Raw genomic sequence first — 26,164 nt, 5'->3', positions numbered from 1 at the left:
CATGTCGATCCACGTCGCGCTTCACCACGTCACCCGTTACCGTTACGACCGTGCCGTTCATCTCGGGCCGCAAGTCGTGCGTCTGCGGCCTGCACCGCATTGTCGGACCCCGATTCTCGCGTACTCGATGAAGGTCGAGCCGGCGACGCATTTCGTCAATTGGCAACAAGATCCATTCGCAAACTATCTCGCGCGGCTCGTATTTCCCGAAAAAGCGGGCACGTTTGAGATCGTCGTCGATCTCGTTGCGGAAATGTCGGTCTACAACCCGTTCGACTTTTTCCTCGACGAGCGTGCACAAAGCTTTCCGTTTTGCTACGACGATGCGTTGCGCGATGAACTCGCGCCGTATCTCGCGTGCGACCCGCCAACCAGCGAGTCGACCGTATTTCGTTCGTATATCGAATCGATCGATCGCACGCCGGCGCGCACGATTGATTTCCTGGTGGCGTTGAACCAGCGGCTTCAGCGCGATATCCGGTATCTGGTGAGGCTGGAGCCAGGGGTGCAGACGCCCGAGCAGACGTTGAAACTCGCATCGGGTTCTTGCCGCGACAGCGGTTGGCTGCTGGTGCAAATCTGCCGTCGTCTCGGCTTGGCCGCACGTTTCGTGTCCGGCTATCTGATTCAACTCACGCCCGACGTGAAATCGCTGGACGGCCCAAGTGGCACCGAGTCCGATTTCACCGATCTGCATGCATGGTGCGAGGTGTATTTGCCCGGTGCGGGCTGGATCGGGCTCGATCCGACCTCGGGGCTGCTCGCGGGAGAAGGGCACATTCCTCTTGCCGCCACGCCTCAGCCGACGAGCGCCGCGCCGGTGGAGGGGCTCGTCGACGAGTGCGACGTCGAGTTCGAACATGAGATGCGGGTAACCCGGATTTACGAATCGCCGCGTGTGACGAAGCCCTATACCGACGAGCAATGGCAGCGCGTGCTGAGCCTCGGCGGCCGGGTCGACGCCGCGCTCGATGCGGGCGACGTGCGGCTTACGCAAGGCGGCGAGCCGACCTTCGTATCGATGGACGATCGCGACGGCGCCGAGTGGAACACCGACGCGCTTGGGCCTACCAAGCGTGGTTATGCGTCATCGCTTATCCAGAAGCTGCGCGACGAATATGGAACCGGTGGTTTCCTGCATTTCGGGCAAGGCAAGTGGTATCCGGGCGAGCAGTTGCCGCGTTGGGCGCTGTCGGTATTCTGGCGCGCGGACGGTGAGCCCGTCTGGCACGATCCGACGCGGTTCGCCGACGAGCGCGAGCCGTCTTCATATACGACGGCGGATGCCGAACGCTTCATTCGCGCACTCGCGATGCGTATCGGCGTGACGAGCGATTATGTGACGCCCGGCTATGAAGACGCGTGGTATTACCTGTGGCGCGAACGGCGGCTGCCGGTAAACGTCGATCCGTTCGATGCTCGGCTCGATGACGAACTTGAGCGCACGCGGCTGCGCAGAGTGTTTTCGCAACAACTCGACAGCGTGATCGGCTATGTATTGCCGCTCGAACCGCTCGAAGGCAATGCCGCGCTCGCGGGGCCGTGCTGGCAGACTGGGCCATGGTTTTTCCGCGACGAGCGGATGTATCTGGTTCCCGGCGATTCGCCGATGGGTTACCGGCTGCCGCTCGATTCGCTGCCGTGGGTAAGCAGTGGCGATTATCCCTACCTTGTCGAGCGCGATCCGTTCGCGCCGCAGTCCGCGTTGCCCGGTGCAGCGGCGTTGCGTGCGCGCTATCTGGACCGGCATGAATCGCGCGGCTACGACGCGGCACGTGGCCACGCGGCCGCAGCGCGTACTGTGATGCAGGCTCGCATGGGCGAGGGCGCCGAGATCGCCGGCCGGAACGAATCGTGCGATTCCGCACGCTATCCGTCGCGCTTCGAATCGGCCAAGTGGATCACCCGTACCGCGCTTTGCGTCGAAGTGCGCAATGGCGTGCTGTATGTGTTCATGCCGCCGATGGCCGCGATCGAGCATTATCTCGATTTGTTGGCGGCGGTGGAATTGACCGCCGAGTCGCTCGATATGAAGCTCGTGCTGGAAGGTTATCCGCCACCGCGCGACGCGCGGCTCAAGATGCTGCAAGTGACGCCCGATCCTGGCGTCATCGAAGTCAACATCCATCCGGCGCACAACTTTGACGAACTTGTCCAGCATACCGAATTTTTATACGACGCCGCGTTCCGCTCACGGCTGTCGAGCGAAAAATTCATGGTCGACGGCCGGCACGTGGGCACGGGCGGCGGCAACCATTTCGTGCTCGGCGGTGCGACGCCCGCCGATAGCCCCTTCCTTCGGCGTCCCGATCTGCTCGCGAGTCTGATTGCCTATTGGCACAATCATCCGTCGCTGTCGTATCTGTTCTCGGGGCTCTTCATCGGACCGACGAGCCAGGCGCCGCGCGTCGACGAAGCGCGAAACGATCAGGTCTACGAACTCGATATCGCGTTTGCCGAGATTCGACGCAACAAGATGCTCCACGGCGAGCACATGCCGCCGTGGCTCGTCGATCGCGTGCTGCGTAATCTCCTGATTGATGTGACGGGCAACACGCATCGCAGCGAGTTCTGCATCGACAAGCTCTATTCGCCGGATTCGGCAACCGGGCGTCTCGGTCTGCTGGAATTGCGGGCCTTCGAGATGCCGCCGCACGCGCGGATGAGCATCGTTCAACAGTTACTGCTGCGTGCGCTGGTGGCCCGTTTCTGGCGCACGCCTTACACGACGCCGCTGACCCGCTGGGGCACCGCGCTGCACGATCGCTTTCTGTTGCCGACGTTCGTAAAGCTCGATTTCGACGATGTGTTGACCGAAATGCACGATGCGGGCTTCGAGTTCGATCCTGCGTGGTTCGCGCCGCACTTCGAGTTCCGCTTTCCGCTGTTCGGGCAGATTGCCGTGCGCGGGATCGAACTGACGTTGCGCGGTGCGCTGGAGCCATGGCACGTGATGGGCGAGGAAGGTGCGGTAGGCGGCACGGTGCGCTATGTCGATTCATCGCTCGAGCGGCTCGAAGTTCATCTGAGCGGCCTGAACGACAGCCGCTACGTGGTGAGCGTCAACGGCCGCGCGCTGCCGTTGCAGCCGACCGGCTTTGCCGGCGCATACGTTGCGGGCGTGCGCTACAAGGCTTGGTCGCCGCCATCGGCGCTGCATCCGACGCTCGGCGTGCATGCCCCGCTCGTGTTCGACATCGTCGATACGTGGATGCAGCGCTCGCTCGGCGGTTGCCAATATCACGTCGTGCATCCGGGCGGCCGCAGTTACGACACGTTTCCGGTAAATGCATACGAAGCCGAAAGCAGGCGGCTCGCGCGCTTCGTGTCGATCGGGCACACGCCTGGCGCGATGGCAGTCGAGCCGGCGGAGGCGAGCCGCGAATTCCCGTGTACGCTGGATTTGCGGCGTGGCTGAGCGCGGCGGGCGCGGGCGCGGCGTCCGAGCGCGCGATATGCGCGAGTGCCGGCATCCGGCGGCAATGTTAGGATTCGACATCAACGAGCGGCGCGGCCCGCGTGTGGGCCGTCTGCGCCGCGCGGCGATGGCCGGGGCCGCATAGTTCCAAACGAATCGAACCGTGTTTTCCCTTTCCTCCGACGATCTGGCTGCCGACGCGATGCAAACGCTATTCGATACGGGTTCGCAGCAAGACGCGGCCGAATTGGGCGCAGCGCTCGCCGCACCCGCGATCACCGGCCGCTACGACGAATTGCGTGGCGGCGCAGCCGCATTCTCGAGCGCGGCGCTTGCGCCGGCCTGGCGTGCATTCTTCATGCAGCTCGGCAGTGCAGGCATCGCCGATCTTGACCGGCGTGCCGATGCGTTGCAGCGCCGGATGCGCGAAAACGGTCTCGTCTATCATCCGCACGAGCGCGCGGCCGGCGGCGGCGCGGTGCGTCCGTGGTCGCTCGATCCGTTGCCGCTGATCATTACGTCAGATGACTGGGCGGCGATCGAGCGCGGTGTGTTGCAGCGCGTGCGTCTGCTCGATGCGATACTTGCCGATATCTACGGAGAACAAACGATTCTGCACCGCGGGCTGCTGCCGCCGTCGCTCGTAACCGGGCATCCCGGCTATCTGCGCGCGATGCGCGGTGCGCGGGCGCCGGGCGGCAAATGGCTGCACGTGGCCGCATTCGATCTCGCGCGCGGGCCGGACGGCGTGTGGCGAATGATGGCGCAGCATACTCAAGGGCCGTCCGGGCTCGGCTATTTGCTCGAGAACAGGCTGATTGTGTCGAGCCTGTTTCCGCGTGCGTTCCGCGGCTTGCGCGTGCAGCGCCTCGCCGCGAGCTATCGCGCACTGTTGCAAAGCATGCAGGCACTCAGCCCGGCGCGCAGGAACTCGCGGATCGTGTTGCTGACGCCCGGCCCGCATGCGGCGACCTATTTCGAACATGCCTATCTCGCGCGCTATCTGGGACTCACGCTTGTCGAGGGCGGTGATTTGACCGCGCGCGACCAGCATGTGTATCTGAAGACGCTGCGCGGACTCGAGCCGGTACACGGGATTTTACGGCGCGTCGACGACGAATGGCTCGACCCGCTCGAATTGCGTCCCGACTCGCTGCTCGGCGTGCCTGGGCTGATGCAGGCGGTGCGTGCGGGCAACGTGTTGCTCGCGAACATGCCGGGCTCGGGTTTTCTCGAATCGCCGGGACTCCTAGGTTTTCTGCCGCGCCTGGCTGAAAGTCTGCTCGGCGAGATTTTATCCTTGCCCGCGGTGCCGTCGTGGTGGTGCGGCGAACAGGCCGCGTGCGAAGAGGCGCTACCGCAACTCGCACGCAGCATCGTCAGGCCGACGTTTCCAGCGAGCGTACAGGCTGGCGGACATTTCGAGCCGGTGATCGGCTCGCGGCTTTCTTCCGCGCAACTTGCCGAGTGGCGCGTGCGGATTGCCGCGCAACCCGCACATTACACCGTCCAGTCCGATCTGCCGCTGTCGCAGGCGCCGACCTGGGCCGCGCGTGTGAGCGTCGACGATGGCGGCGCGCGAATCGTGCCGAAGCCGCTGATGCTGCGCGTGTTCGCACTCGCCGACGGCGCGGGTTCGTGGCGCGTGCTGCCGGGCGGGCTGTCGCGCGTCGGTACACGCGACGAGTTGTTCAATGCGCCGATGCCGCGCGGCGGCAGCAGTGTCGATACCTGGGTCATGACAGAGGATGCGATCGATCGGACCACTTTGTTGCAAACGCATCTCGGCCCGGATGATCTGCAGGAAGCGCCGCAAACGATCGCGAGCCGTGCGGCCGAGAATCTGTTCTGGCTCGGCCGCTACACCGAGCGCGCGGCGAACCTGACACGGCTGGCGCGCAGCGCGCTCGAGCGGTTGCGCGGCGAGGACGATGTCGAGACGCCCGTGCACCTGCATCTGCTCGACACGCTGTGCCGCGACAACGGTTTGCTCGCTGGTGATGTCCCGCCAGCCGTCGACGATCCGCGAGCGTTCCAGCATGCATTGGCATTGGCATTGACGCCGCGCGCGGATCGCTCATCCGGTATCGCCTCGTGCGTGTTCGGCATGCGCGGCGCCGCGGCGGCGATTCGCGAGCGGTTGTCGCGCGAGCAATGGCGGTTGATCGACGACGCAACGCAACTGTTCGACGAAGGCGGCGGGGACGCCGAGTCCGAGGACCAGATCGGCAACGACGCATTGCAGCGTCTCGAACGTTTGAGCTTGCTGCTGTCGGCGATCACCGGCGCACAGACCGATCACATGACGCGCGACGACGGCTGGCGTTTGCTGTCGATCGGCCGACAGATCGACCGTCTCGAATTTCTATGCGGCGTGCTGACCCGCGCGTTCGAAGATGGCGCGATCCACAAGCATGAAGGTTTCGAGCTTACGCTTGAACTCTTCGACAGCGTCATTACGTTCCGCTCGCGTTTCCAGCGCTGCTTCGACATTGCGCCGCTGTTGTCGCTCGTCGTGCTCGACACCGATAATCCACGCTCGCTCGCATGGGTCGCACAGCAACTGCGCGGCCGGCTGTCGAAGGTTGAACGCGGCGAAGGCTACGCACTCGCGGTGCTCTCCGAAGGCGTGCCGGATTTATCTCAGTGGTCGCTGCGCGCATTGTGCGAAACGGACGGCGACGGCCGTCACGCGACGCTCGTCGAATGTTTGCAGATATGCGGCAAGGCCACGTGGGAATTGTCGAACCGGATCGGCGAGCGTTATTTCAGTCACGTGCGGGAAGCGGGCAGGTCGCTATGGGGATGAGCACGCCATCGAATGTGAAGGCGGACGCGCGCGCGCGCAAGTCGCCTGCCGGCAGGCTGCTGCGCGTGACGCACGATACGCAGTACTGCTATGCGGCGCGTGTCGAATCCGCGCAGCATCAGGCGCGCTTGCGGCCGCTCGATACGCCGCGACAGCGTGTGCTCGAGTTTTCGCTCGAAATTGACCCGCGCCCGGAAGGACTGCTCATCGATGTCGACGCGTTTGGCAACGAACGTGCATCGTTCGCGCTGAACCAGCCGCACCAGACGCTGCTGGTGCGCAGTCGCAGCGTCGTGCGGATCACGCCGCCGGTTTGGTCGGCGGGCAAGCGCGGCGAGCCGCCGCCTGCTATCGCCGCGCCGCGGGACGGCCACGCCAGCGCATGGGAGGCGGTGCGCGAGCGGCTGACATATCGCGCCGGACGGTCATACGATCCGGCGACCGAATTCGTGTTTTCGTCGCCGCATGTCACTTGCGATCCGGCGCTGGCCGCCTATGCGTCGGCGAGTTTCACCGCTGGCCGCCCGCTCGTGCAAGCGGCATGGGAGCTGATGCGACGCATTCACGCGGATTTTGCGTATACGCCGAACAGTACGGATGTGAACACGACCGCGCTCGATGCGCTCGCGTTACGCAAGGGCGTATGCCAGGACTTCGCGCACGTGATGATCGGCGCGTTACGCTCGCTGGGGCTAGCGGCGCGCTATGTGAGCGGTTATCTGTTGACGCAGCCGCCGCCCGGGCAGCCTCGGCTGATTGGCGCGGATGCGTCGCATGCCTGGGTGGAGGTCTACGATCCGGCGTGGCCCGAGGACGGCGGCTGGTTGCAGCTCGATCCGACCAACGATCGCGCGCCGGGTGACGATTACGTGATGCTGTCGACCGGGCGGGATTACGCGGATGTGACGCCGCTGCGCGGGGTGATTCGCGGCGGCGGAGCGGATCAGGTGTTGACGGTGGGGGTGACGGTGGAGCCGGTCGCTTAGGAAGATAATAGGCGCTCGCGATTCGATGCGTATATCGACTCGTCAAATGCAACTTGCCGGAGGCGAAGATTTTGAGGACACGAAATCCGTTAATTACGCGACTCGTATTTTGGCATGACAAATTGGTTTGCGCGTCGCAGTGAGAATGCGTGCATCAATTAAAGCGACGTAAAAGCTGAAGCGAGACGGGAAAATCTTATGACCCGACGCTTTTTATAATATGATAAAAACATCTCAATTCTTAATTTGTTCTTGGCTATTTTTGCTGTATCGAATCAGGTTTTTGAGCTATCAAAATGCCACTGAGTGATTGCCTGTGTACACATGTAGTTATCTTGGAGATCCACGGAAAAATCACCTGAAGGATTTTTAGATTATTGATTTTATAGGCAGTCGGCAAGAGGAGATGATTGTCTTGGGTTGCGATACAGATCGTTACATCCTTTCCTCTGACAGCCTGGAAATTAAAAGGCAAGTCGTTAGCTGGATTCATGGCTAACCATATGGAGGGGTTGTGGCCAGGGTATAGATTCAAGGAAATAGGTTGACGTTGATTTTGTGGATTGTATGCTGGATTGAACTTGGTGCCCCCATCGTATGAGAAATTTCCATCATTGAGAGCAGTATAGTATTACCCCACAGGTCCGATTGAAATAAAAAACCAATCTGAGTTCGGGCCGACGAGATGAACGGATGAGATCTTAGTGCTTTGACCGCCCAGGCTCGAAATCCAATTTCTTAATCGTGATTGGATTGATCAGGGTTTTCGTGCGGCAAATTTTTGCATCACGCAATAATCTCCATCAAACGGCTCAGGATTGCGTGCCGTGTCCGGGGCCTGCCTGCTACCCAGTCCAGTCACCATTTCAAATATTCCACCCCCGCGCCGTTTCAGCGAGTTGCTGCCGCAGCAGCGAGATTTCCTGCGCAAGTGTGGCCGAGATCGATTGGTAGCCGGACAATTGTGATGGCACATCGGTCGTGGCCGTCGCGGTGGTCGCAGGATTGCCGTGCGGCGACGCGAGCCGGCTCGGGGTACCGAACTTCAACGCACGGGCCGCCCCGATCAGCATGCCTCGAATTCGCCGGTTTTCCGCTTTCAACCCGATCTGGACGAACTGCCGGCCGGCATCGTCGCGGGTGGCAGGCTGCGCGCGCGACAGCATTTCAAGTGCGCCGATGCAAAGACGCAGCGTGCGCTGAATCGCTTCGAGCTGTGATATCGGTATTGCGGTTTCCTTCGATACCCACGGCATCAGCGAGCGCAATTGCACCAGGAAAGCGCTTAACTGCGCCATATCCTTCAGGTGTTCGTTATCGTCGACGTAGCGCTCGCCCACGATGCGCGCATGAACCGCCGCACAGCCGCGCAGCGCCTCGGCGAGTTTGTAGCGCCACGAATAGGTTGCATACAGCGGCAGCGCGAACGAGAACGCGAGCGCGATGACGATGCCGACCAGCACGTTCGCCGCGCGCCAAAGACCGTCTGCGATTTCGTTATCGCCGTGCCCGGCGACGATCACCAGCGTGATCGCGGAAAGCAGCGCGATATAGCCGGCCTTGCCGATCGCATGATACGCACATACACCGCATGCGACGCTCATGATGACGAACGTCAACGGCGGCAGATGGAATGTCGTCTGCAACAGGATCAGCAGCAGTCCGCCGATTGCGCCGATCGACGTGCCGAGCGCGCGTTCGGCTGCCCGTTTGCGGATATTGCCGTGATGCTGGAGGCCGCCAATCACGATCAACACGGTGATCGTCGCCCACTCGCCGTGCGGCATGCGCAGGCCGGTGGTCAGCACGATCGAAACCAGCACGCTCAGCGCGACGCGCGCCGCGTGGATCAGTTTCGCGTGGCGGTAGCGGCGATACGGGTCGAGCAGCGGCCGTAACGCATGGCGGGCGAAGGCACGCAGGCGGAATCGTAAGGTCGGCGTCATGATGCGGCGGTTCGGAGGAAGAGAGCGGATGCGCCGCGGGCAATGCGATCGCAACAAAGCCGATCGTTACGCTAACCTAAGTAAGTTGAGCTGTCCACATTGCGCGATTGGCTTCGGCGGCGCACTGCTTATAGGGTTGCCGCCTTCGGACAGGCGTTGCACTTGCGTGCGTACCGGGCGGTCGTTTGCACGCGGCAGGATGGGATTGCATGCGCTGCAGCGGCGCTGCTCGCGGGCAACACGTCCGCGTTTTCCAAGCCGCACGCGCAAACGCTGGTTGGTCGGGTGTCCGAAACGCGACGGCCGCCTTGCGGCGGCCGTCCACCATGCGCGCCGACGGCGCAGCGCCGGCGCGTCCGCATGTCGGCTGGCGGACGCTATTGCGTAAGCGCCGTGAAGCCGTCGAGCAGCCGGTCGATGTCCGCCGGCTCGATCGCGCCCATCGTCGAGATCCGGAACAGCGCGTTCGACAACCCCCCCTGGCCCGCATAAATCACGAAGCCGCGTGCCTTGAGCCCGTCATGCAGCGCGTCATACGTGACACCTGCGGGCAAGTGGTATGCGCGCAGCACGACCGACGATGCGCCCGGCGGCAGCACGAGCGGCATGGCGCGCGCGGCGAGCCCGGCGCCGACTTGCTCCGCGAGCGCGGCATAGCGTGCATGACGCGCTCGCCAGCCGCCCGCTTCGTCGAACTCGCGCAACGCCTCGACGAGCGCGTAGTACGCATGCACGGATGGCGTGAATGGCGTGTTGCGTGCTTCCTGCAGCCGTGCGAGCCGGCCGAGATCCAGGTAGTACGTGCGGCTCGCGGCGCGCGTGAGCGCTTGTTTGCTGACCATCACGAATGCCGCACCAGGGACGCCGTGCAGGCATTTGTTCGCGGTTGCGGCGACCGCGTCGATGTCGCCGCCCGCGAAGTTGATCGCTTCCGCGCCGAAGCTGCTGACGCCATCGACGAGCAGCCGCACGCCGCGAGGCCGGCACACGGCGGCGAGCGCGTCGAGATCGTTGAGCCGCCCTGTAGTGGTTTCGTGATGAACCACCGCGACATGCGTGATCGTGCGGTCCGCGTCGAGTGCCGCGCTCACGCGCTCGAGATCGGGCGCCTGCATCCAGTCATGCTCGACGGTGTCATGCGCGATCCGGTATTGCGCGGCGATCTGCTTGATCCGGCCTCCGTACACGCCGTTTTCGATCACGAGCAGCTTGCCGTTTTCCGGAACGAGCGCGGCGACCATGCTTTCCACGGCGGCAGTGCCGGAGCCGGTCATCAGCACGGCCGACCACTCGGCCGCATCGAGCCCATATGCGGCGACGAGCCGCGTGCGCGCCTCGTCCTGCAGATCGAAAAATTCGCTTTCACGATGGCATAGATCCGGCTGCAACAGGCTATTGCGCACACGCTCGCTGAGCGTCACGGGGCCGGGGTTCAGCAGCAGCATTGGGTTCTCCTGATCAGGCATGCGTTGCGCCAATGTGGCGCATCAGTCGCGTTTTGACTTCGACAGGGGTGACGCTTGGGCGAGGCAAATCGTCGGGCACGCCGGCGCGGATCTTCACGCAGGCGAAGTGCGCGCCGCCGTCTTGCACATCGGCGCGCGCGCCCGTGCGGGCGGCATCCAGTGCTGCGCCGAGCACGTCGAGCGCGCCGTCGCCGTCGAGTGCCGACGCGTATCCGCACGCTGCCGCGATGCCGGCGAACGACAGATACGGCGATACCGTCGCCTGGCCGCCCGTCGATTCGTGCGCGCCGTTGTCGAGCAGCAGATGGACGAGGTTCGACGGACCATACGCGCCGAGCGTTGCGAACGCGCCCATGCGCATCAGTGCGGCGCCGTCGCCGTCGATCGCCACGACCTTCAGATCCGGCCGCGCGAGCGCGAGGCCGAGCGCAAACGGCGTCACGCAGCCCATCGAGCCGACCATGTAGAGCTGGTTCGGGCGGTCGTCGAGCGCATATAGCTCGCGGCCGCAGTAGCCGGTCGACGCGAGCACGACCGTCGATTCGGCCGGAGTGTGCGCCACGATGCGTGCAAGCGCGTCGTGGCGGGTGGGCAGTGCGTCGTTCGCGCTGATGCCGGGCGCGTCTCCGGCAGCACAACGGGCCGCGTCGCCCGGCACGCGGGCGGTGTCGCCAGTCGCCGTATCGAGCGCCGCCGCCGTGACGCTCGCCCCGCCCGCCGCCTGGGCAGCGTGCCGCGCCGTCTGCGGCGCGACATGCGCGCGCCGCGCGGGCATCGCCGCGCGCTCGAGCTTGTATGGCGCGACGCTGCCTTTCTGCATCACCAGCGCGTAAGGGCGGCCCGTCGCATCCATATGCGCGATCGCGCGGTCGAGTGCCGGGCCGATGGCATCGGCTTCGGTCGGGAAGGTCTCCCACGGAATTTCCATCGTGTCGAGCATCGCGGGCGTGATCGGCCCCATCAGCGCGTGCTGCGGCTCATCGGGCACACCGGGCTGGCCGCGCCACGTGACGATCAGCAGTTGCGGCAGCCGGAACGTCCATGTCAATGACGTGAGGGGGCTCACCGCGTTGCCGAGCCCCGAGTTCTGCATCATCGCGATACCGCGCCGGCCGCCAAGCGTCGCGCCGGCGACGAGCGCCACGGCGTCGCCTTCATTGGCCGCCGACACGTAATGCAGCGCCGGGTCTTGCAGCACATAATTGATGAACGGCGTGAGATACGAGCAGGGCACGCCCGCGTACCAGTCGAAGCCGCGCGTGCGCGCCGCTTCGACGAATTGCGCGGCTTCGATCATCACGCGCCTCCGCTGCCCGCATCCTGCTCCGCGTATGGCGTCTGGCCGTGCGCGAAGTCGCCGGCGCGGCGGAAATCGTCGAGGTCGTTGACGCCGCGCCAATGGCCGTGCACGTACTGCACTTCGATTTGTTCGCCGGCGTCGATCAGCGCATTCAGCAGCGCGGGCAGATCGAGAGAATCGAAATCGGCGCGCGCCTTCAGCGTGTCGAGCATCGCGTTCAGCCGTGCGACGCCCGCGCCGCGCACGTTCATGAGGCCGACCCAGCGGCCGTGCGGCTCGCCTTCGTCATGAACGTCGCTCGATACGCGCCGCAGATAAACCTTCTGCCCGAACAGCCCGCGGTCGTCGGCGCTCGAACAGAATGCGAAATCGTGCACGCTCTGGTTCGACGGTTGGGTCTGCGACGAATCGATGACGACGCTGAACTGTGCATCGCTTTGCGCAAGGTCGCGCAGGATGTAGCTGCGGAACAGCAGATCGCCATACGAGATCACGGTGTCGCCGGTGAGGCGCTCGGCCGCGCACGCGAGCGATGCGAGTTCGCCCGTCTGCGCGTGCCGCTCGTTGACGACGAGCTTGATGCCCGACGTGTCGATCGCGTCGGCGCGATAGCCGCCGACCACCGTGATATCGTTGACGCCTTGCTTCTTGAAGCCATCGACGAGCCAGCGCAACAGCGGCTTGCCGGCCACCGGCAGCATCACCTTGGGCTTGTCCTCGGTGACGGCCTCGAGCCCTTTGCCGCGGCTCGCGGCGAGCACGATCGCCGCGTTCGACGCGCGCGAACTCGACGACAGGTAGATCCGCTCGGCGGCCGAGTATTCGGCGGCGTCCTGCAGCCGGAAAATTTCGTTGACGCTCGCGACGCGCTCCTCGACGTTGACCAGCGTCTGGCTTTCGTGGATCTCGCGCGCGACGGCCTGCATCGCCGACGCGGCCGCGCGGATCAGATGATTCGCCCAGATCACGGTGCTGATACCCGCTTGGCGGAATACGTCGGTCGGCGTGCTGTAGTACTTGGTCGGCACGATCACGAGCGGCGCGCGGCCGCTCCATTCACGCGCGAACTGCAGGATTTCGTCGGGGCGCGACAGCTTGCTGTGAATCAGGATCGCATCGGCGCCCGCTTCGGCATAGGCGTTCGCGCGGCGCAGCGCCTCGTCCATCCCCCAGCCGGCGATCAGCGCCTCGACGCGCGCGACGATCGAGAAATCCGGATCGCTCTGCGAATCCTTGCCGGCCTTGATCTTGCCGCAGAACTCGTCGATCTCGGCGAGCGGCTGGCGCTCGCCGTCGATGAAGCTGTTGGTCTTCGGAAACTGCTTGTCCTCGATGCACACGCCGGCGATGCCGCGCTGCTCGAGCTTCTTCACGAGCCGGCGCACGTTGTTGAAGTTGCCGTAGCCGGTGTCGCCGTCGAGCAGGATCGGCAGATCGCTCGCGTCGGCCATGAATTCGAGCACGTCGACGACCTGCGTCCAGCTTGCTTCGTTGTTGTCGCGCACGCCGAACTGCGCGGAGATCGCGAGGCCCGACGCCCAGATTCCCTTGAAGCCGGCCTCGCGGACGATCCGCGCGGACAGCCCGTTATGCGCTTCCATCAGGAATTCGAGTTCGCTGCTCACGAGCATGCGGCGCAGCCGTGCGCTGCGCGATTCGGTGAAATTCGGTTCTCGTGCGTTCATCGTGTGGCCCCGATCGTGCGTTGTTGAATGTGCGGCAGAACTTCGTCGCGCGCGCGCGCGACATCGCCGGGAAAATCGATTTCGATCCACGGCGCGCCCGTCACGTCCGCGATGTCGAACGTGCGGCCGCCTTCGAGCAGCAGATCCCGCACCGCTTCCTCGTGCGGCAGGTTCGCGCGGCCGGTATCGACATAGCCGGCGACGATCTCGGCGAGCCGCCGCGCGGTGTCCTCGCGAAAGCGGAAGAAGCCGACCGACTCGCCGATCGTGTCATAGTCGAGCCCCGCCGCGACCTGCTTGCGCAATTCGACCGGCACGCCGTTTTTCACGCACAGCTTGACGGGCTCGTCGCCCGTTTCGAAGTCGCGGTCGATCAGCAGGCGATCGATCGCGTGCGACGGCTCGGCGACAAGCGCGTGCAGGATGCTGTCGTCGTACAGCACGTCGGCGTCCATCAGCAGCACGTCGCCGCCGCGCGTGAGCGCGTCGGCGGCCGTGTGGACGGTGAGCACGCTGCCGAGGTCGTAGCGCGGGTTCAGCACGATTTCGGCTTTGCGGTTCAGGCGCGCAAGCTCGGCTTCGACCTTCTCCGACTGGAAGCCGAGCGCGAGCACGATTTCGTCGACGCCCGCCGCGTCGAGCACGCGCAGGTGCCGCTCCAGCAGCGACATGTCGTGAAAGCGCAGCAAACACTTCGGAAATTGCGCCTCGGGAGGCTGCTGCAGGCGCAGGCCGAGGCCCGCCGCAAGAATGATCGCTCGCATGAGTTCTCCACGCAAAAGAGCCGACTGTCGCGTCGCCGGATCAGTCGGCAATGAGTGGCGGCGTATCGCTGCCACCGGGTTTCCACTGAAATTCAATCATGTCCGCTTGCCGCTCGCTTGCCGCTTTTTCCCCGAGGGGGCGTTCGGCGCGCGAGAAGGCTGGGCGGCGAGTTCGAGGCGACTCTCGGCGCTTGCCGAAATTCCCGCCGCGCTCACTCCGTTCGCTGCCCTCCGAGAGAGGGGGGCACCAGGCCCGGCGTGGCCCGCCGGCGCTCGCTGAAGTGCAAGTACAGAATGCCCGGCAGGCCGAGCGCAAGCTCGCGCGCGCGCTTGGCGAGCGACAGCGCGAGCGCCGCGTCGGGCGGCAGCCCGACGAGCGGCGCTAGCAGCAGATAGCCGCCTTCCTGAGCGCCGAGCGAGCCGGGAATCGCGAACGCCGCGCCGCGGATCGCCTGGCCGACGCTCTCGAGCAGCAGCGCGTCGAGCCAGCTCACCGGATGCCCGAGAAAATGCAGCGCGAGCCACACTTCGGCCGTGCCGACGATCCAGCCGACGAGGCTCAGCGCGAACGTCGCGGCCACCTTGCCGCGCTCGCGGTAAAGCCGGCCGACCGCCTCGTCGATCGCGTCCGCCCGCGTCTCGAGCGACGACCAGTCGCGCGGGCCGAGTTTCGAGACGAAACGCAGCCCGCGCCCGAACAGGCCGCGCTGCTGCACGAAATAGAAAAGCCCCGCGAGCACGCCGAGCACGGCCGTCGCGATCAGCGCGGGCGTGCGCAACTGAGCGGCTGCTGCGTGCGTCGCGCCGACGCTGAATGCCGCAATGCCGGCGAGCGCGAACACGATCTGCGCGAGCGCCTGCATCGTCGTGCTGACGGTGATCGCGGCGGCCGCGTCCGCGAGCCGCATGCCGCGCTTGGCGAGGTGGCGGACCATCAGCACCGGGCCGCCGATCTGCCCGGCGGGCAACAGGCTGTTGACCGATTCGCCCACCCAGCGTGCGCGCAGCGCGTCGCCGAACGTGCGGCCCGCCGCGCCGCGCGCTGGCCTGCCATGCGCGGCCGGGTCCGGGCCGAACATCACCGCGATCGCGGCCGCGTCGACGACGAGCGGCACGAGATGAAACGCGGCGACGAGCGCGAGGCCCCAGCCGGCCGCTGCAAGCGTCGCCGCAACCGCGCCGAGGCCTTGCCACGCGAGCAGGGCGACGAAGAGCGCCGTGCCGAGCGTCAGTAAAATCGTGCCGGTGCGCGTCATGACCCCGACGGGCGGCGCGCGGCCGATTGCTTGAATACCTGGCGAAAGCCGAAATACGCGATGGCGTCCTTCATGTTCGACACGAAGCGCTTCCACGGCCGCATGCCCGGATCGGTCACGTACTCGAACGTCAGCGACACGCGGAATTCGTTGGCGGCGACGGGCGTGACGCGATGGCGCAGCTTGTCGCCGTCGAAGAACACGATGCCGCCTTGCGCGATCTGCACCGAGCCGGGCTCGTCGGGCACGTCCGGGTTGCGCGTGTGCAGCTCGTAATCGAGCCGCGCCGACGAATCGTCGATCACGCCGAACAGCAGCGTATAGCGGCGGCCATCGTAGTAAGACGTGTCGTAGTGCCAGCCGATGTGATCGCCTGCGCGCGTGTAGTAATAGAGCGCATAGGCATGCGGATCGTCGCCGGGCGACGGCAGCAGCTTGTCGCCCGTCAGCGATTCGAGGAAACCGACGAGTGCCTTCGAGCGGTACAGCTCGGCGATCAGCGGCGCCTGCGCATCGATCGTATGGCGGCTTACGCTGCCGCCTTGCTTGTGCCCCGGCAGATAATTGCGATTGATCGCGGGCACGAGCGCGCGCGCGGCATCGGCGATTTGCCCGGCGAGATCCTTCGGCAGGAAGTCGTCGAGATACAGGAACGCGCCCTGGCGAGCGAATTCGCGTGCCAGGTGCGCGCCGTCGAGCGCGCGCACGCGCGCGGCGACAGCATCATCGACGTTGCCGGCGCGTACCGGCGCTGCTTCGATGTCGGTGGTCATTTGGTGGGCTGGATTTCGGTTGGATTGGGCGCGTGCGCGGCTGCGGCCGTGCCGTCGCGCTTCACAATCCGCCAGTAATCGATCGCGACCCATGCGGCGAACAGCGGTGCGCCGATCGATGCGGCCAGGATGAACGATTCGACGCCGTCGAGCAGGGTGACGATCGGCAGCAGATACAACACGTCCTCGGTTTCGAAACCGCCGACGAACGCCTGCTTCGTGCCCGCCTTGCCGGCAAACGATTCGATTCGCATCCGCAGGAAGAATATCAGCGCGACGGCCGCGCCGGCGAGCGCGCCGAGCAGCACGGGCGACGCCGCCATCTGGCCGCCCGCCGCGACGATGCCGACGCCCATCGACACGAACAGCGCGATCGTGACGAGCGCGTCGCTCGCGAGATCGTAGAAATGGCCGAGCTTGCTCGACTGGCCGCTGATGCGCGCGAGTTCGCCGTCGGTGTGATCGACGAAATTCGACAGCACGATCAGAAACGCGCCCGCATTGCTCCAGCCGTAGCCGGGCTGTGCGAGGCACCATGCGCCGGCCGCGCCGATCAGCAAACGCAGCGTGGTCAGATGATTGGGCGTGATCGCGGTGCCGACGAGCGGCGTGACGAGCCGGCGTGCGAGCCGGGCGTCCCAAGTGCGGGGCGGCGGACTCTCAACGGGCGGAGTGGCGGATTTTCTCGGGTCCATCGGCGAAATATATACGGATTTGTAATTTATTGCTTTTTGATGACGCAGCGGCACGATTACAAATCGTTTTGAAGGTAAATCGTAATATTTTACGCGAATCCGAACCGTAGCCGATTCGATTCGAACATCGTGATGCGCGCGTACCGCCCGCGATGAAAATTTGATGTCAGACAAATACCTGCCGAATCCTGCAAGTCAGTTTTTCAAGCGGCCGACACTATAGCCGGCCGGCGCTCTGCGATACTGCGTCGCACCGTGTCCCGGCCGCCTGTTCGACGCATGCCGGCCAAGGGCGCGCATCGCTTCGGAGACGCCTGTGCGGTGCTTGCGCCGCCAGATTCAATACAACCTTTCGACACTCTGCCATGCCCACTTCTCGCATCCTCGCCCCCAGCCTGCGCGCCGTCGTTCGTTCCGCGGACGAAGCCGCGGCGATGATCGGCCCGAACATGGCCGTTGCGATGAGCGGCTTCACCGGCTCCGGATATCCGAAGGCGGTGCCGGCCGCGCTCGCCGCACGCATTGCCGCCGCGCACGCGCGCGGCGAGGACTTTCGGATCAACGTGCTGACGGGTGCGTCGACCGCGCCGGAACTCGATGGCGCGCTCGCGAAGGCGAACGGCATTTCGATGCGCCTGCCGTATCAGTCCGATCCGACGCTGCGCGAAAAGATCAACGCGGGCGAACTCGACTATCTGGACATTCATCTGAGCCATGTCGCGCAATACGCGTGGTTCGGCCTGTTCGGCGAACTGGACGTCGCGATCGTCGAAGTCGCGGGCGTTCGCGAGGACGGCCGGCTGATTCCGTCGGCATCGGTCGGCAACAACAAGACGTGGCTCGATCGCGCAAAGCGCGTGATCCTCGAAGTGAACGCGCGCCAACCGATCGGCCTCGACGGGATGCACGATATTTATTACGGCACCGCGCTGCCGCCGCATCGCAAGCCGATTCCGCTGGTGGCGGCCGACGACCGGATCGGCGAGCCGTATCTGCGTTGCGCGCCCGAGAAGATCGTCGCGATCGTCGAGACCGACGCGCCCGATCGCAGCAATGCGTTCACGCCGCCCGACGCGACATCGAAGCAGATCGCCGGGCTTTTGATCGACTTCCTGCGCCACGAGGTCAAGCGCGGCCGGCTGCCGGCGGATCTGCTGCCGCTGCAATCGGGCGTCGGCAACATCACGAACGCGGTGCTGGCCGGGCTGGGCGACGGCGGTTTCTCGAACCTGACCGCGTTCACCGAGGTGATCCAGGACGGCATGCTCGATCTGCTCGCGAGCGGCACGCTGCGCTTTGCATCGGCCACGGCGCTGTCGCTGAGCCCCGACGCGACGCAGCGCTTTGCCGACGAGATCGACGCATTGCGCTCGAAGATCGTGCTGCGGCCGCAGGAGATCAGCAACCATCCCGAGCTGGTGCGGCGCCTGGGCTGCATTGCGATGAACGGAATGATCGAGGCCGACATCTACGGCAACGTCAACTCGACACACGTGATGGGCACGAAGATCCAGAACGGAATCGGCGGCTCGGGCGATTTCGCGCGCAACGGCTATCTATCGTGCTTCATGTCGGCGAGTACTGCGAAGGGCGGGGCGATTTCCCGGATCGTGCCGATCGCGAGCCACGTCGATCATACCGAGCACGATGTCGCGGTGGTCGTCACGGAGCAAGGGCTGGCGGATCTGCGCGGGCTGTCGCCGAAGCAGCGCGCGCGCACGATCATCGCGAACTGCGCGCATCCGGACTATCGGCCGATACTTGATGACTATTTCGAGCGGGCAAGCCGCGAAAGCTTCGGCAAGCACACGCCGCATCTGTTGTCTGAGGCGCTGTCGTGGCACGAGCGATATGTGCGCACGGGGTCGATGAAGCCGTGATGCGACGCTGACAAGCGAACGAAAGCCAGCGCGCCGGCGCTTGTTGCTTGCGCCGGCGCGCCGGATCGCGTTACGCCAGCGCTCGCCGTGCCGTTTGATTCGCACTGCGGGCCTGGTACGCGGCCATCGGCGGCCGTAACGCGCCCAGGATTTCGCGCGCGCCGGCGTCGGCAGGCGCGTCATGGAAGCGCGCGATCCACTGACGCAACCAAAGCGGGCTTGCCTCCAGATAACGGCGGATCGAATGGCCGTCGTTGAGCCGTGCCTGGTCGTCGAGCAGGAACACGCCCGTCAGCCGCGCGACGCTCTTGCCTTGAGCGCCTTCTTCCCAGACCGGTGTTGCGTGCTCGTAGCGGTAGTCGGCCGGTTGCGCGCACGCAAGGCAATGCTGCAGCACGTCCGCGTGCTCGCCGGGTTCGATCACGTAATGACGGCTCGTGGTGCCGGCGAGGCTGCGCACGTCGTTGAAGGCGGTCACGTCGACGACCGACGTGCCGAGCCAGTCCAGGCGGATGTCCGCGGCCGAGCCGAACGAGACGAGCAGCGCGCGGTCGAAGAACGCCCGCAGTTCGTCGGCCGTGAGACCGAGCCGCTCGCCGTCACGGCATGCTTGGATGTCGAGCTGCTGCGCGGTGGCGATCCCGGAGCTGTGCGCAAAGCATTTGAGGAGCGGCAGCCGCGCGATCTGCTCGGTCCCGATGCGCTGCGCGCGCGTGCCGTCCTCATACAGCGGGAAACCGGCGGCGTCGCGGCGCACGAATTGCCGGTCGGTATAAGCGAGCTTGGCGGGCTGATCGACGAGGCGCGGCAGGATCAAGCGTTCGTAGATGAGCTGCGACTCCTGACTGAAGTAGTTGCCGGTCGAATCGGCGTTCAGCGCGAAGCGATTGTGCAGCATGCTGGCCTCGATCACCGTTTCGCCGTCGTCGCGGCGTCCCGAATGCGTGATCGCGAGCACGCGCAGCGGCGCGCGCGTGGACGAGCACAACATCGGATCGGCGGCGATCTGTGCAACGAAGCCATGAAACAGTTGCGCCATTCCGTTCGATAGTTTGAGACCGAGCGGATAGTTCGTGGTCGGCGTGCTGGGCAGTACGATCCAGTCGACTCGATCGAGCGTGGCGAGTACGTCGTCCGGCGCGATGTCGCGGCGCTCGGGCGGCTCGCCCGCTGCACCTGACGCCTCCAGCACAGTCCAGACCGGGCCGTTCGCCTTGAGCGGAGCATTCGAGCGGTTGCGCAGCTCGAGCGTGAGTTCGCGCAGCGCGTGATAGAGCAGCGCCATCGTCGCGCTGTAGCGCGGGCTCTGGCGCAGGTTGAGATTGACCACGTCACTGTAGTCGCTGTTGTATCGGCAAGGAATCCCGACTAGATATTCGAGGCAACGCAGCGGCAGCGGCTTGAATTGATCGACGCGCACGCTGTAGCTCGCATTGTCGTGCGTGACGGTTTCGCCCACGCGGGCGTAGTCGGCGAGCGCGCGGTCGTATGCGTCGATCGAGTGGCCGCGCGGCGTGAGCAGCTCGCGTGCGAAATTCAGCGCCTGCGGAATCTGGATGTAGCGGGCGCTTAGATACTCGTGGTCCTCGTAGCGGTCGAGTTCTTCGACGAACGAACGAACCGTGACGCCGAAGCTGCGCGCGGCCGCAAGCACGTACTCGGCGAGCGCGGCGGGATCGGCCGGTTGCGATTCGGCGTGTGCTACGAGGTGTTGCGCGAGCCGGTCTTCGATTTGGCGGTATGCCTCCACGACAGGCTGCAGCGCGCCGAGAATCGAATTGGCCGACACGAGATGTTCGTCGGACGGATGATTCGCGAGCGCCGCCTCGGCCTGCCGGAACAGCGCGACGTCGGGGCGCACCATGCCGAGTTTGTCACGCAGCGTTTCGGCATCGTCGATGCCGATGCCCCGGCGTTCAAGTTCGAGCCGCAGCCAGCGGACTTGGTCTCCGGTTCCGTAAGCCTTGCGCACCCCGCCGGGCACGCGTGCGTCGAACACATTCAGTGCATCTTCGAGGCCGACGCGGATGCCGTCGAGATCGAGTGCGATTGCCACGTCGACGAGGATGGCCTGGAAAGGCCCCGGCAGCAGCAGCGAAATCTTGCACGACGGGAAGCTATTGCGAAGCTTGTCGACGGTGGGCTGCAACTGGGTGGCGGCGAGTTCGACGGCCTTTTGATGCGCATCGTCGCCGCCTGCCTGCAACAACTTGGCGATTGCCTTGCGCGTGGGCACGTCGATCAGCGAATCGTCGCTGGTGTCTCCGCTTACCGGGTCGCGATGATATTGATCGACGGCGGCCACGAGCATGAACAGCACAGGCACGCCTGCGCCGATGAGCGGCGAGCGGTAGAGCGTGATCGAATTCTCGACGATCGTATGGTTGAACACCTCGATCTCGGGCCGCACGCCGACATCCGCGAAGTGCGCGAGTTGATCCGCGAGGAACGCATTCGGGTTGTCGTACCCGCCACCCGCCTGGAAGACCACCGGGCCGGGGCTGAACGACGCCACGTCCGGCGCGAGCTGCGCGTGGCCGTAGCGTTTCAGGTGCGCGCGCCGCAGCGGGCTTTGCGATGCGCGGCGGTCGCCGCGTGCGCTCGTGGACAGATTCAGGATGGCGGACGGTTCCTGGTCGAGCAGCGCGGGCACGATCCGATCGTAGTCGTCGAGCACGATGTGATTGCGCTGCGCGCCGATGCCGATCGGCGCGTTCAGGCCGGGAATCGTCAGTGTTGCCTGATCGTCTGTCGCACGCGTGTGCAGATGAACCACGGCGGCGCCTTCGCGGAGCGCTTCGCGCGACGCGTTGACGATGCCTTCGGCCGTGATCGGCAGATAAGGCGAGCGTGCCTTGCCCGGTTGCCAATAACCGGCGCCGCACCGTTGCCAGCCGCTTTCGAGCAACGAATCGAGCACGGCCGCATTGTCGGCGCGAATCCGCTCGACGAGATCCGGCGGCAGGTAAGCGTGAACGCGATCGTGAGCCCAGGTCAGGTTCCCGTCTTCGGTGACGATCCAGCCGAACGTCGTGAGTTGAAGGACGATTTGCCGGACCAGTTCGACCGACGGCAAGCGTTCGAGTGTGGTGCGTGTGACCAACGGCGGTTGCTCGAAAGCATGTGCCGCCGGCGTGCGCCGCCATGTCGTGCCGCTGGGCGCCCAGCCGTTTTGCCGCAAAGCTTCGAGCGCGCCGGGCCGTTCTTCGGCGGCGTCGTACTGGGCGACATCGATCGGCGCATCGTAGCCATGCTCGAGCACGATGCCTCCGGCAGGCGCGAGTTCCCAACCATTGGCCTCGAGCGCCTTGATCGTCGCCTCGCGCGCGTCCGCAGGCAGCAGTTCGAGCATCGCATGGGGGATGAACTTCGGCTCCAGCGGGTCGAGATACTTCGGGACAGCGCCGACAGGTGCCGCAGTGATATAGAAAGTCTTGGCCATGATCGTCCTGAATCGAGTTATAAAGTTGTGCTAAACAACTGCAATCGGATACGCCATTTCGGGATATGCAGCGTCGCCGGGCCGAGCGGTGCTGTATTGCGCCGGGGACCGGAACGAAAATGACTCATCCGCTAAATGCGGGAGAAATCCCATTTGGGTGGCTACGGGATGTCCCGACCGAATCTTACGATAAATTTACAAACATTATAGGAATATTTCAATGTTTAATTAAAAGAAATAAAAATACATTTAATTTTAATGAATATTTATGTATAGAATAATCGTCATGTAATCAAACTCCGTGGCGCGGGAGGGATATCGGGGTATATGGCAAGGTGCAATGGCTGATTTCCGGGAATTATTTTTCACGAGACAATTAATTTCATGGATTATTTTGATTGTCGAAATATTCTGAAAATTTAAGAAATTGTCGCGATTGAGGTGGCTGAATCGCACTGGGTGACTGTCGGGCAGAGGTTTGATGATCGAATGGCGGAAGCCGATGGTGGTGTGGTGATGCTGAACTGATTTTGTCGATTCTATGGCGATTAAACAGGCGGCCGAATGATGGCGGTGGCGATATTCAATGGCGGTCGATAGTCGCAGATTGCTTTTTTGGTGACCGCAATATGCTGATGTGCCGAAAAATCGAAGGGCGGCGCACTTCATTCATATCGATGGGCGCGACTTGTCGATGAGCGTTGCTGCCTGCGTCATGCTTTGACGATAGCTGCGTCATTCAAATGGGTTCTGCCGGCATTTCGTGAGACTTACGAGCAAGCTACTCGTGCGAATGCCGGCGCGTCTGGCGCGTGCCGGTTCTCCATGCGCCCTGTGCCGCCCGCACGGCGTCGATTGTCGAAAATCCTTGCTACGCCGCGGTCGATATCGTTATCGAAATTGCTTGGTTAGCCTTTTCGCGCTCAGCCGCTAATGTGGTGTGGTTGACGGCGCGCCATCACGCCGTCTCGCGCTCGATAGACCCACCGGCGTGCCGTGCCAGCGCGTCCGCGCACCGGCGGTGCGCTCCGGTTGCCTTCGATGATATCGCCATGACCGACATCATTATCGATACCGTGCCGCACGATGCGCGCGCGAAACCGCTGATCGATGCATTGATCGACGAATACACGACACGCTACCGCACCTACCGTGTCGATAGTCGCGCGTCGGCGCAAGAGGAGCTTGCGCGCTATCCGGCGGAGCTGTTCGCGCCGCCCGATGGTGCGTTCGTTCTGTTGCTGCGCGGCGGCGAGACGATCGGCGGCGGGGCGTTCAAGCGTTACGACGCGCATACGGCCGAGCTCAAGCGGATCTGGACGCGCGGCGATCTTCGCCGGCAAGGGCTTGCACGGCGCGTCGTTCAGGCGCTCGAGACGCGCGCCGTGCAGCAAGGGTACCGGCGCGCCTACTTGACGACGGGCTTTCGGCAGCCCGAGGCATGGGCGCTATATCTCGATTCGGGTTACGAAGCGTTATTCGACCGTGCGGTCGATCCGGAAATCTATGTGCATTTGCCGTTCGGCAAGGATCTGATCGAGCCGGGGCGCGTGAGCACGCTCGATGATCTGCGCGCGCGCGTGCCGGCCGAGCCGCCGGTGTCGTGACGCGACGGCGAGCGGATGTGCCGGTTTAGTTCTGAGAATGTCGTTGCCCGTCCAACTTGTTTGCGCCGAGAACGGCGAAAGACTTGAATCAGCCTGGGATCGCCCATGAAATTGCAAAACGCCTGCTCGACCATGAAGTTCAAAGGACGCATCGTGCGCGCAGTCGCGGCAGGGCTGCTCGGCCTCAGCATGGCTGCGTCGGCCGTCACATTTGATCTGAGCCCCGAGCAGCCCGGCCGCATTCGAGGCGGGCGCGACGAAGCCGTGATCCGCGCGGTACCGCCGAGCTTCAAGTTCGTTACACCGGGCACGCTGAGCGTCGGCATTGCGCCGGCCCAGCCGCCCATCAGCGCATATGCGACCGATGCGCGAACGGTCGTCGGCTTCGATGCGGACTTTGCGCAACTGCTGGCCGATGCGCTCGGCCGCAAGCTGAAGATTGTGCCGCTGGCTTGGCCGGACTGGCCGCTTGCGTTGCAATCGGGGCGCGTCGATGCGGTGCTGTCGAACGTGACCGTGACCGAGGAGCGCAAGACGAAGTTCGATTTTTCGACGTATCGGCAAGATCTGGTCGGCTTTTACGTGAAGTCGGATAGCAAGATCACGTCGATCAAGGAGCCGAAGGACATAGCCGGCCTGCGCGTGATCACCGATGCCGCGACCAACCAGGAAAAAATCCTGCTCGAATGGGATCGCGAAAACGTTGCGCATGGCCTGAAACCCGTCGCCGTCCAATATTACGACGATGATGCGGTGAAGACCGTCGCGCTGCAATCGGGCCGTGCCGACGCGATCTTCAGCGTGAACTCGGTGCTGTCGTATCAGGCCGCGCAGCAACACGACAAGCGGCTGGCGGGCACTGTGAGCGGCGGCTGGCCGCGCACGGCCGACATTGCGGTCACGACGCGCAGGGGCAGCGGTCTTGCCGAGCCGATCACGCTTGCCATCAACGATCTGATCAAGAACGGTACGTACCGGCGCGTGCTCGATCGCTGGAATCTCGGCTCGGAGGCGATCGAGGTGTCGCGGACCAATCCGCCGGGTCTGCCGAAACTGTAGGCACTGCCAACCGTCAATCGCGATCCGCATCCGCCATGACCTATTCCTTATCGTTGCTGGACAAGAGCCCGATTGCCGAGGGCGCAACGGCGGCCGACGCGCTGCGCTTCACGGTCGCGCTTGCGCAACGCGCCGAAGCGCTCGGCTACCGCCGTTTCTGGGTAGCGGAGCATCATGGCGCGCCGGGCCTCGCGAGCACGGCGCCGGAGATCGTCGTGTCGCACATACTTGCGAGTACGTCGACGATCCGTGTGGGGGCGGGGGGTGTGATGCTGCAGCATTACAGTCCTTTTAAAGTGGCCGAGACGTTCAGGCTGCTCGCGTCGCTCGCGCCGGGACGTGTCGATCTTGGTGTGGGTAAAGCGCCGGGCGGGCTGCCGTTGACGACGCGCGCGCTGCAGGCGCTGCACGGCAAGCCTCGCAAGGCCGTGTTCGACGAGCAACTCGCCGAACTCGACGCGTTTCTCGATTGGGGCGTCAGCGAGGATCATCCGCTGGCCGGCGCGGTCGCGCTGCCCGTGCCGCCTGAGCAGCCCGAACGGATTCTGCTCGGCGGTTCGGCACAAAGCGCGGCGCTTGCCGCGCGGCTCGGCTGGCAGTTTTGCTATGCCGGGCATTTCAATGGCGACGAGTCGAACGTCGAGCGTTCGCTCGACGCATATCGCAGCGCGACGGGCCGCGCGCCGCTGCTCGCACTCTATGCAGTTGCCGCGTCGACCAAGCGCGACGCCGAAGCGCTGATCGGCGCGCTCCGGATTTTCAAGTTGAAGCTCGCGGGCGGCCAAAGCTTCAATCTCGGCAGCGCCCAGGCCGCTGCCGAATTCGCGCGGCAGAGCGGCGCGACCGATTACCGGATCGATGAGCTTTGCCCGCACGTAATCGCCGGCACGCCCGATGACGTGCATCGCGAGTTCGACGCGTTGAGCCGCCGCTATGGCGTCGATGAGTTCGTCGTCGATTCGCCCGTCACGCACTATCCGGCGCGACTCGCATCGGTCGAACTGCTGGCGCGCGAACGGCACCCGGTACAGACCTGGCCATGATCGCACGCGCCTCACGAGGCATGCGTGTTCCCCTC

At 64.4% G+C, this 26,164-nt stretch carries 16 protein-coding genes; 7 read left to right on the top strand and 9 right to left on the bottom strand.

Annotated features, from left to right (window positions below):
* The first annotated feature begins 1 nt into the window (after position 1).
* The 3 genes from AQ611_RS22465 to AQ611_RS22455 all read left to right on the top strand — a co-directional run bounded on the left by AQ611_RS22465 (position 2) and on the right by AQ611_RS22455 (position 7,213).
* Positions 2-3,418, top strand: a complete 3,417-nt coding sequence (locus AQ611_RS22465; protein WP_069236114.1) for a transglutaminase family protein — start codon at positions 2-4, stop codon at positions 3,416-3,418.
* Positions 3,419-3,620: 202 nt separating this feature from the next.
* On the top strand, positions 3,621-6,227 hold the full coding sequence (locus AQ611_RS22460) for a circularly permuted type 2 ATP-grasp protein (RefSeq protein ID WP_180978140.1): 2,607 nt from the start codon (positions 3,621-3,623) through the stop codon (positions 6,225-6,227).
* Positions 6,218-7,213 (top strand): transglutaminase family protein, encoded by a 996-nt coding sequence (locus tag AQ611_RS22455; protein ID WP_069236112.1) that lies wholly within the window; start codon positions 6,218-6,220, stop codon positions 7,211-7,213. The genes AQ611_RS22460 and AQ611_RS22455 overlap by 10 nt, the downstream gene beginning before the upstream one ends.
* An 866-nt stretch (positions 7,214-8,079) precedes the next feature.
* On the opposite strand, the gene AQ611_RS22450 is transcribed toward AQ611_RS22455, so the two are convergent.
* The 8 genes from AQ611_RS22450 to AQ611_RS22415 all read right to left on the bottom strand — a co-directional run bounded on the left by AQ611_RS22450 (position 8,080) and on the right by AQ611_RS22415 (position 17,098).
* The gene (locus tag AQ611_RS22450; protein ID WP_069236111.1) at positions 8,080-9,159 is read right to left on the bottom strand and encodes an FUSC family protein; all 1,080 of its coding nucleotides are present in this window, start codon (positions 9,157-9,159) and stop codon (positions 8,080-8,082) included.
* Between the two features lie 377 nt (positions 9,160-9,536).
* A complete protein-coding gene (locus tag AQ611_RS22445) occupies positions 9,537-10,604 on the bottom strand; it encodes a 2-aminoethylphosphonate aminotransferase (protein WP_069236110.1) in 1,068 nt (355 codons plus the stop codon).
* A gap of 13 nt (positions 10,605-10,617) precedes the next feature.
* Positions 10,618-11,922: a phosphonopyruvate decarboxylase gene (gene aepY / locus AQ611_RS22440; protein ID WP_069236109.1), complete on the bottom strand. Its 1,305-nt coding sequence runs from the start codon at positions 11,920-11,922 to the stop codon at positions 10,618-10,620.
* Complete coding sequence (gene aepX / locus AQ611_RS22435; protein ID WP_069236108.1) at positions 11,922-13,610, bottom strand: phosphoenolpyruvate mutase; 1,689 nt, start codon at positions 13,608-13,610, stop codon at positions 11,922-11,924. Before aepX ends, aepY begins: the two co-directional genes overlap by 1 nt.
* The gene (locus AQ611_RS22430; RefSeq protein WP_069236107.1) at positions 13,607-14,374 is read right to left on the bottom strand and encodes a phosphocholine cytidylyltransferase family protein; all 768 of its coding nucleotides are present in this window, start codon (positions 14,372-14,374) and stop codon (positions 13,607-13,609) included. Before AQ611_RS22430 ends, aepX begins: the two co-directional genes overlap by 4 nt.
* Positions 14,375-14,586: 212 nt before the next feature.
* Entirely contained in the window at positions 14,587-15,630 is a 1,044-nt protein-coding gene (locus AQ611_RS22425) for a lysylphosphatidylglycerol synthase domain-containing protein (protein WP_059520129.1), read from the bottom strand.
* Positions 15,627-16,403, bottom strand: a complete 777-nt coding sequence (locus tag AQ611_RS22420) for a HalD/BesD family halogenase (protein ID WP_069236106.1) — start codon at positions 16,401-16,403, stop codon at positions 15,627-15,629. The genes AQ611_RS22425 and AQ611_RS22420 overlap by 4 nt, the downstream gene beginning before the upstream one ends.
* Positions 16,400-17,098, bottom strand: coding sequence for a CDP-alcohol phosphatidyltransferase family protein (locus AQ611_RS22415; RefSeq protein WP_069236105.1), 699 nt, complete (start codon positions 17,096-17,098; stop codon positions 16,400-16,402). The genes AQ611_RS22420 and AQ611_RS22415 overlap by 4 nt, the downstream gene beginning before the upstream one ends.
* A gap of 365 nt (positions 17,099-17,463) precedes the next feature.
* On the opposite strand from AQ611_RS22415, the gene AQ611_RS22410 reads away from it, so the two are divergent.
* Positions 17,464-18,978: an acetyl-CoA hydrolase/transferase family protein gene (locus AQ611_RS22410; RefSeq protein WP_069236104.1), complete on the top strand. Its 1,515-nt coding sequence runs from the start codon at positions 17,464-17,466 to the stop codon at positions 18,976-18,978.
* A gap of 70 nt (positions 18,979-19,048) precedes the next feature.
* Here the strand turns inward: AQ611_RS22410 and AQ611_RS22405 are convergent, their stop codons facing one another.
* Positions 19,049-22,420 (bottom strand): 3-keto-5-aminohexanoate cleavage protein, encoded by a 3,372-nt coding sequence (locus AQ611_RS22405; RefSeq protein ID WP_069236103.1) that lies wholly within the window; start codon positions 22,418-22,420, stop codon positions 19,049-19,051.
* A 1,052-nt stretch (positions 22,421-23,472) separates the two neighbouring features.
* Between AQ611_RS22405 and AQ611_RS22400 the strand changes: the two genes are divergently transcribed.
* From AQ611_RS22400 to AQ611_RS22390, 3 genes are all read left to right on the top strand, one after another.
* Positions 23,473-24,027, top strand: a complete 555-nt coding sequence (locus AQ611_RS22400; protein ID WP_069236102.1) for a GNAT family N-acetyltransferase — start codon at positions 23,473-23,475, stop codon at positions 24,025-24,027.
* A 105-nt stretch (positions 24,028-24,132) separates the two neighbouring features.
* Complete coding sequence (locus tag AQ611_RS22395; RefSeq protein ID WP_069236101.1) at positions 24,133-25,086, top strand: ABC transporter substrate-binding protein; 954 nt, start codon at positions 24,133-24,135, stop codon at positions 25,084-25,086.
* A gap of 35 nt (positions 25,087-25,121) precedes the next feature.
* Complete coding sequence (locus AQ611_RS22390; RefSeq protein WP_069236100.1) at positions 25,122-26,129, top strand: LLM class flavin-dependent oxidoreductase; 1,008 nt, start codon at positions 25,122-25,124, stop codon at positions 26,127-26,129.
* The last annotated feature ends 35 nt before the right edge of the window (positions 26,130-26,164 follow it).

The sequence above is a fragment of the Burkholderia singularis genome, assembly GCF_001718875.1.
Lineage (GTDB): Bacteria > Pseudomonadota > Gammaproteobacteria > Burkholderiales > Burkholderiaceae > Burkholderia > Burkholderia singularis.
The sequence above is the reverse complement of the archived record's forward strand: the minus strand, read 5'-3'. Positions and strand labels throughout refer to the sequence as shown.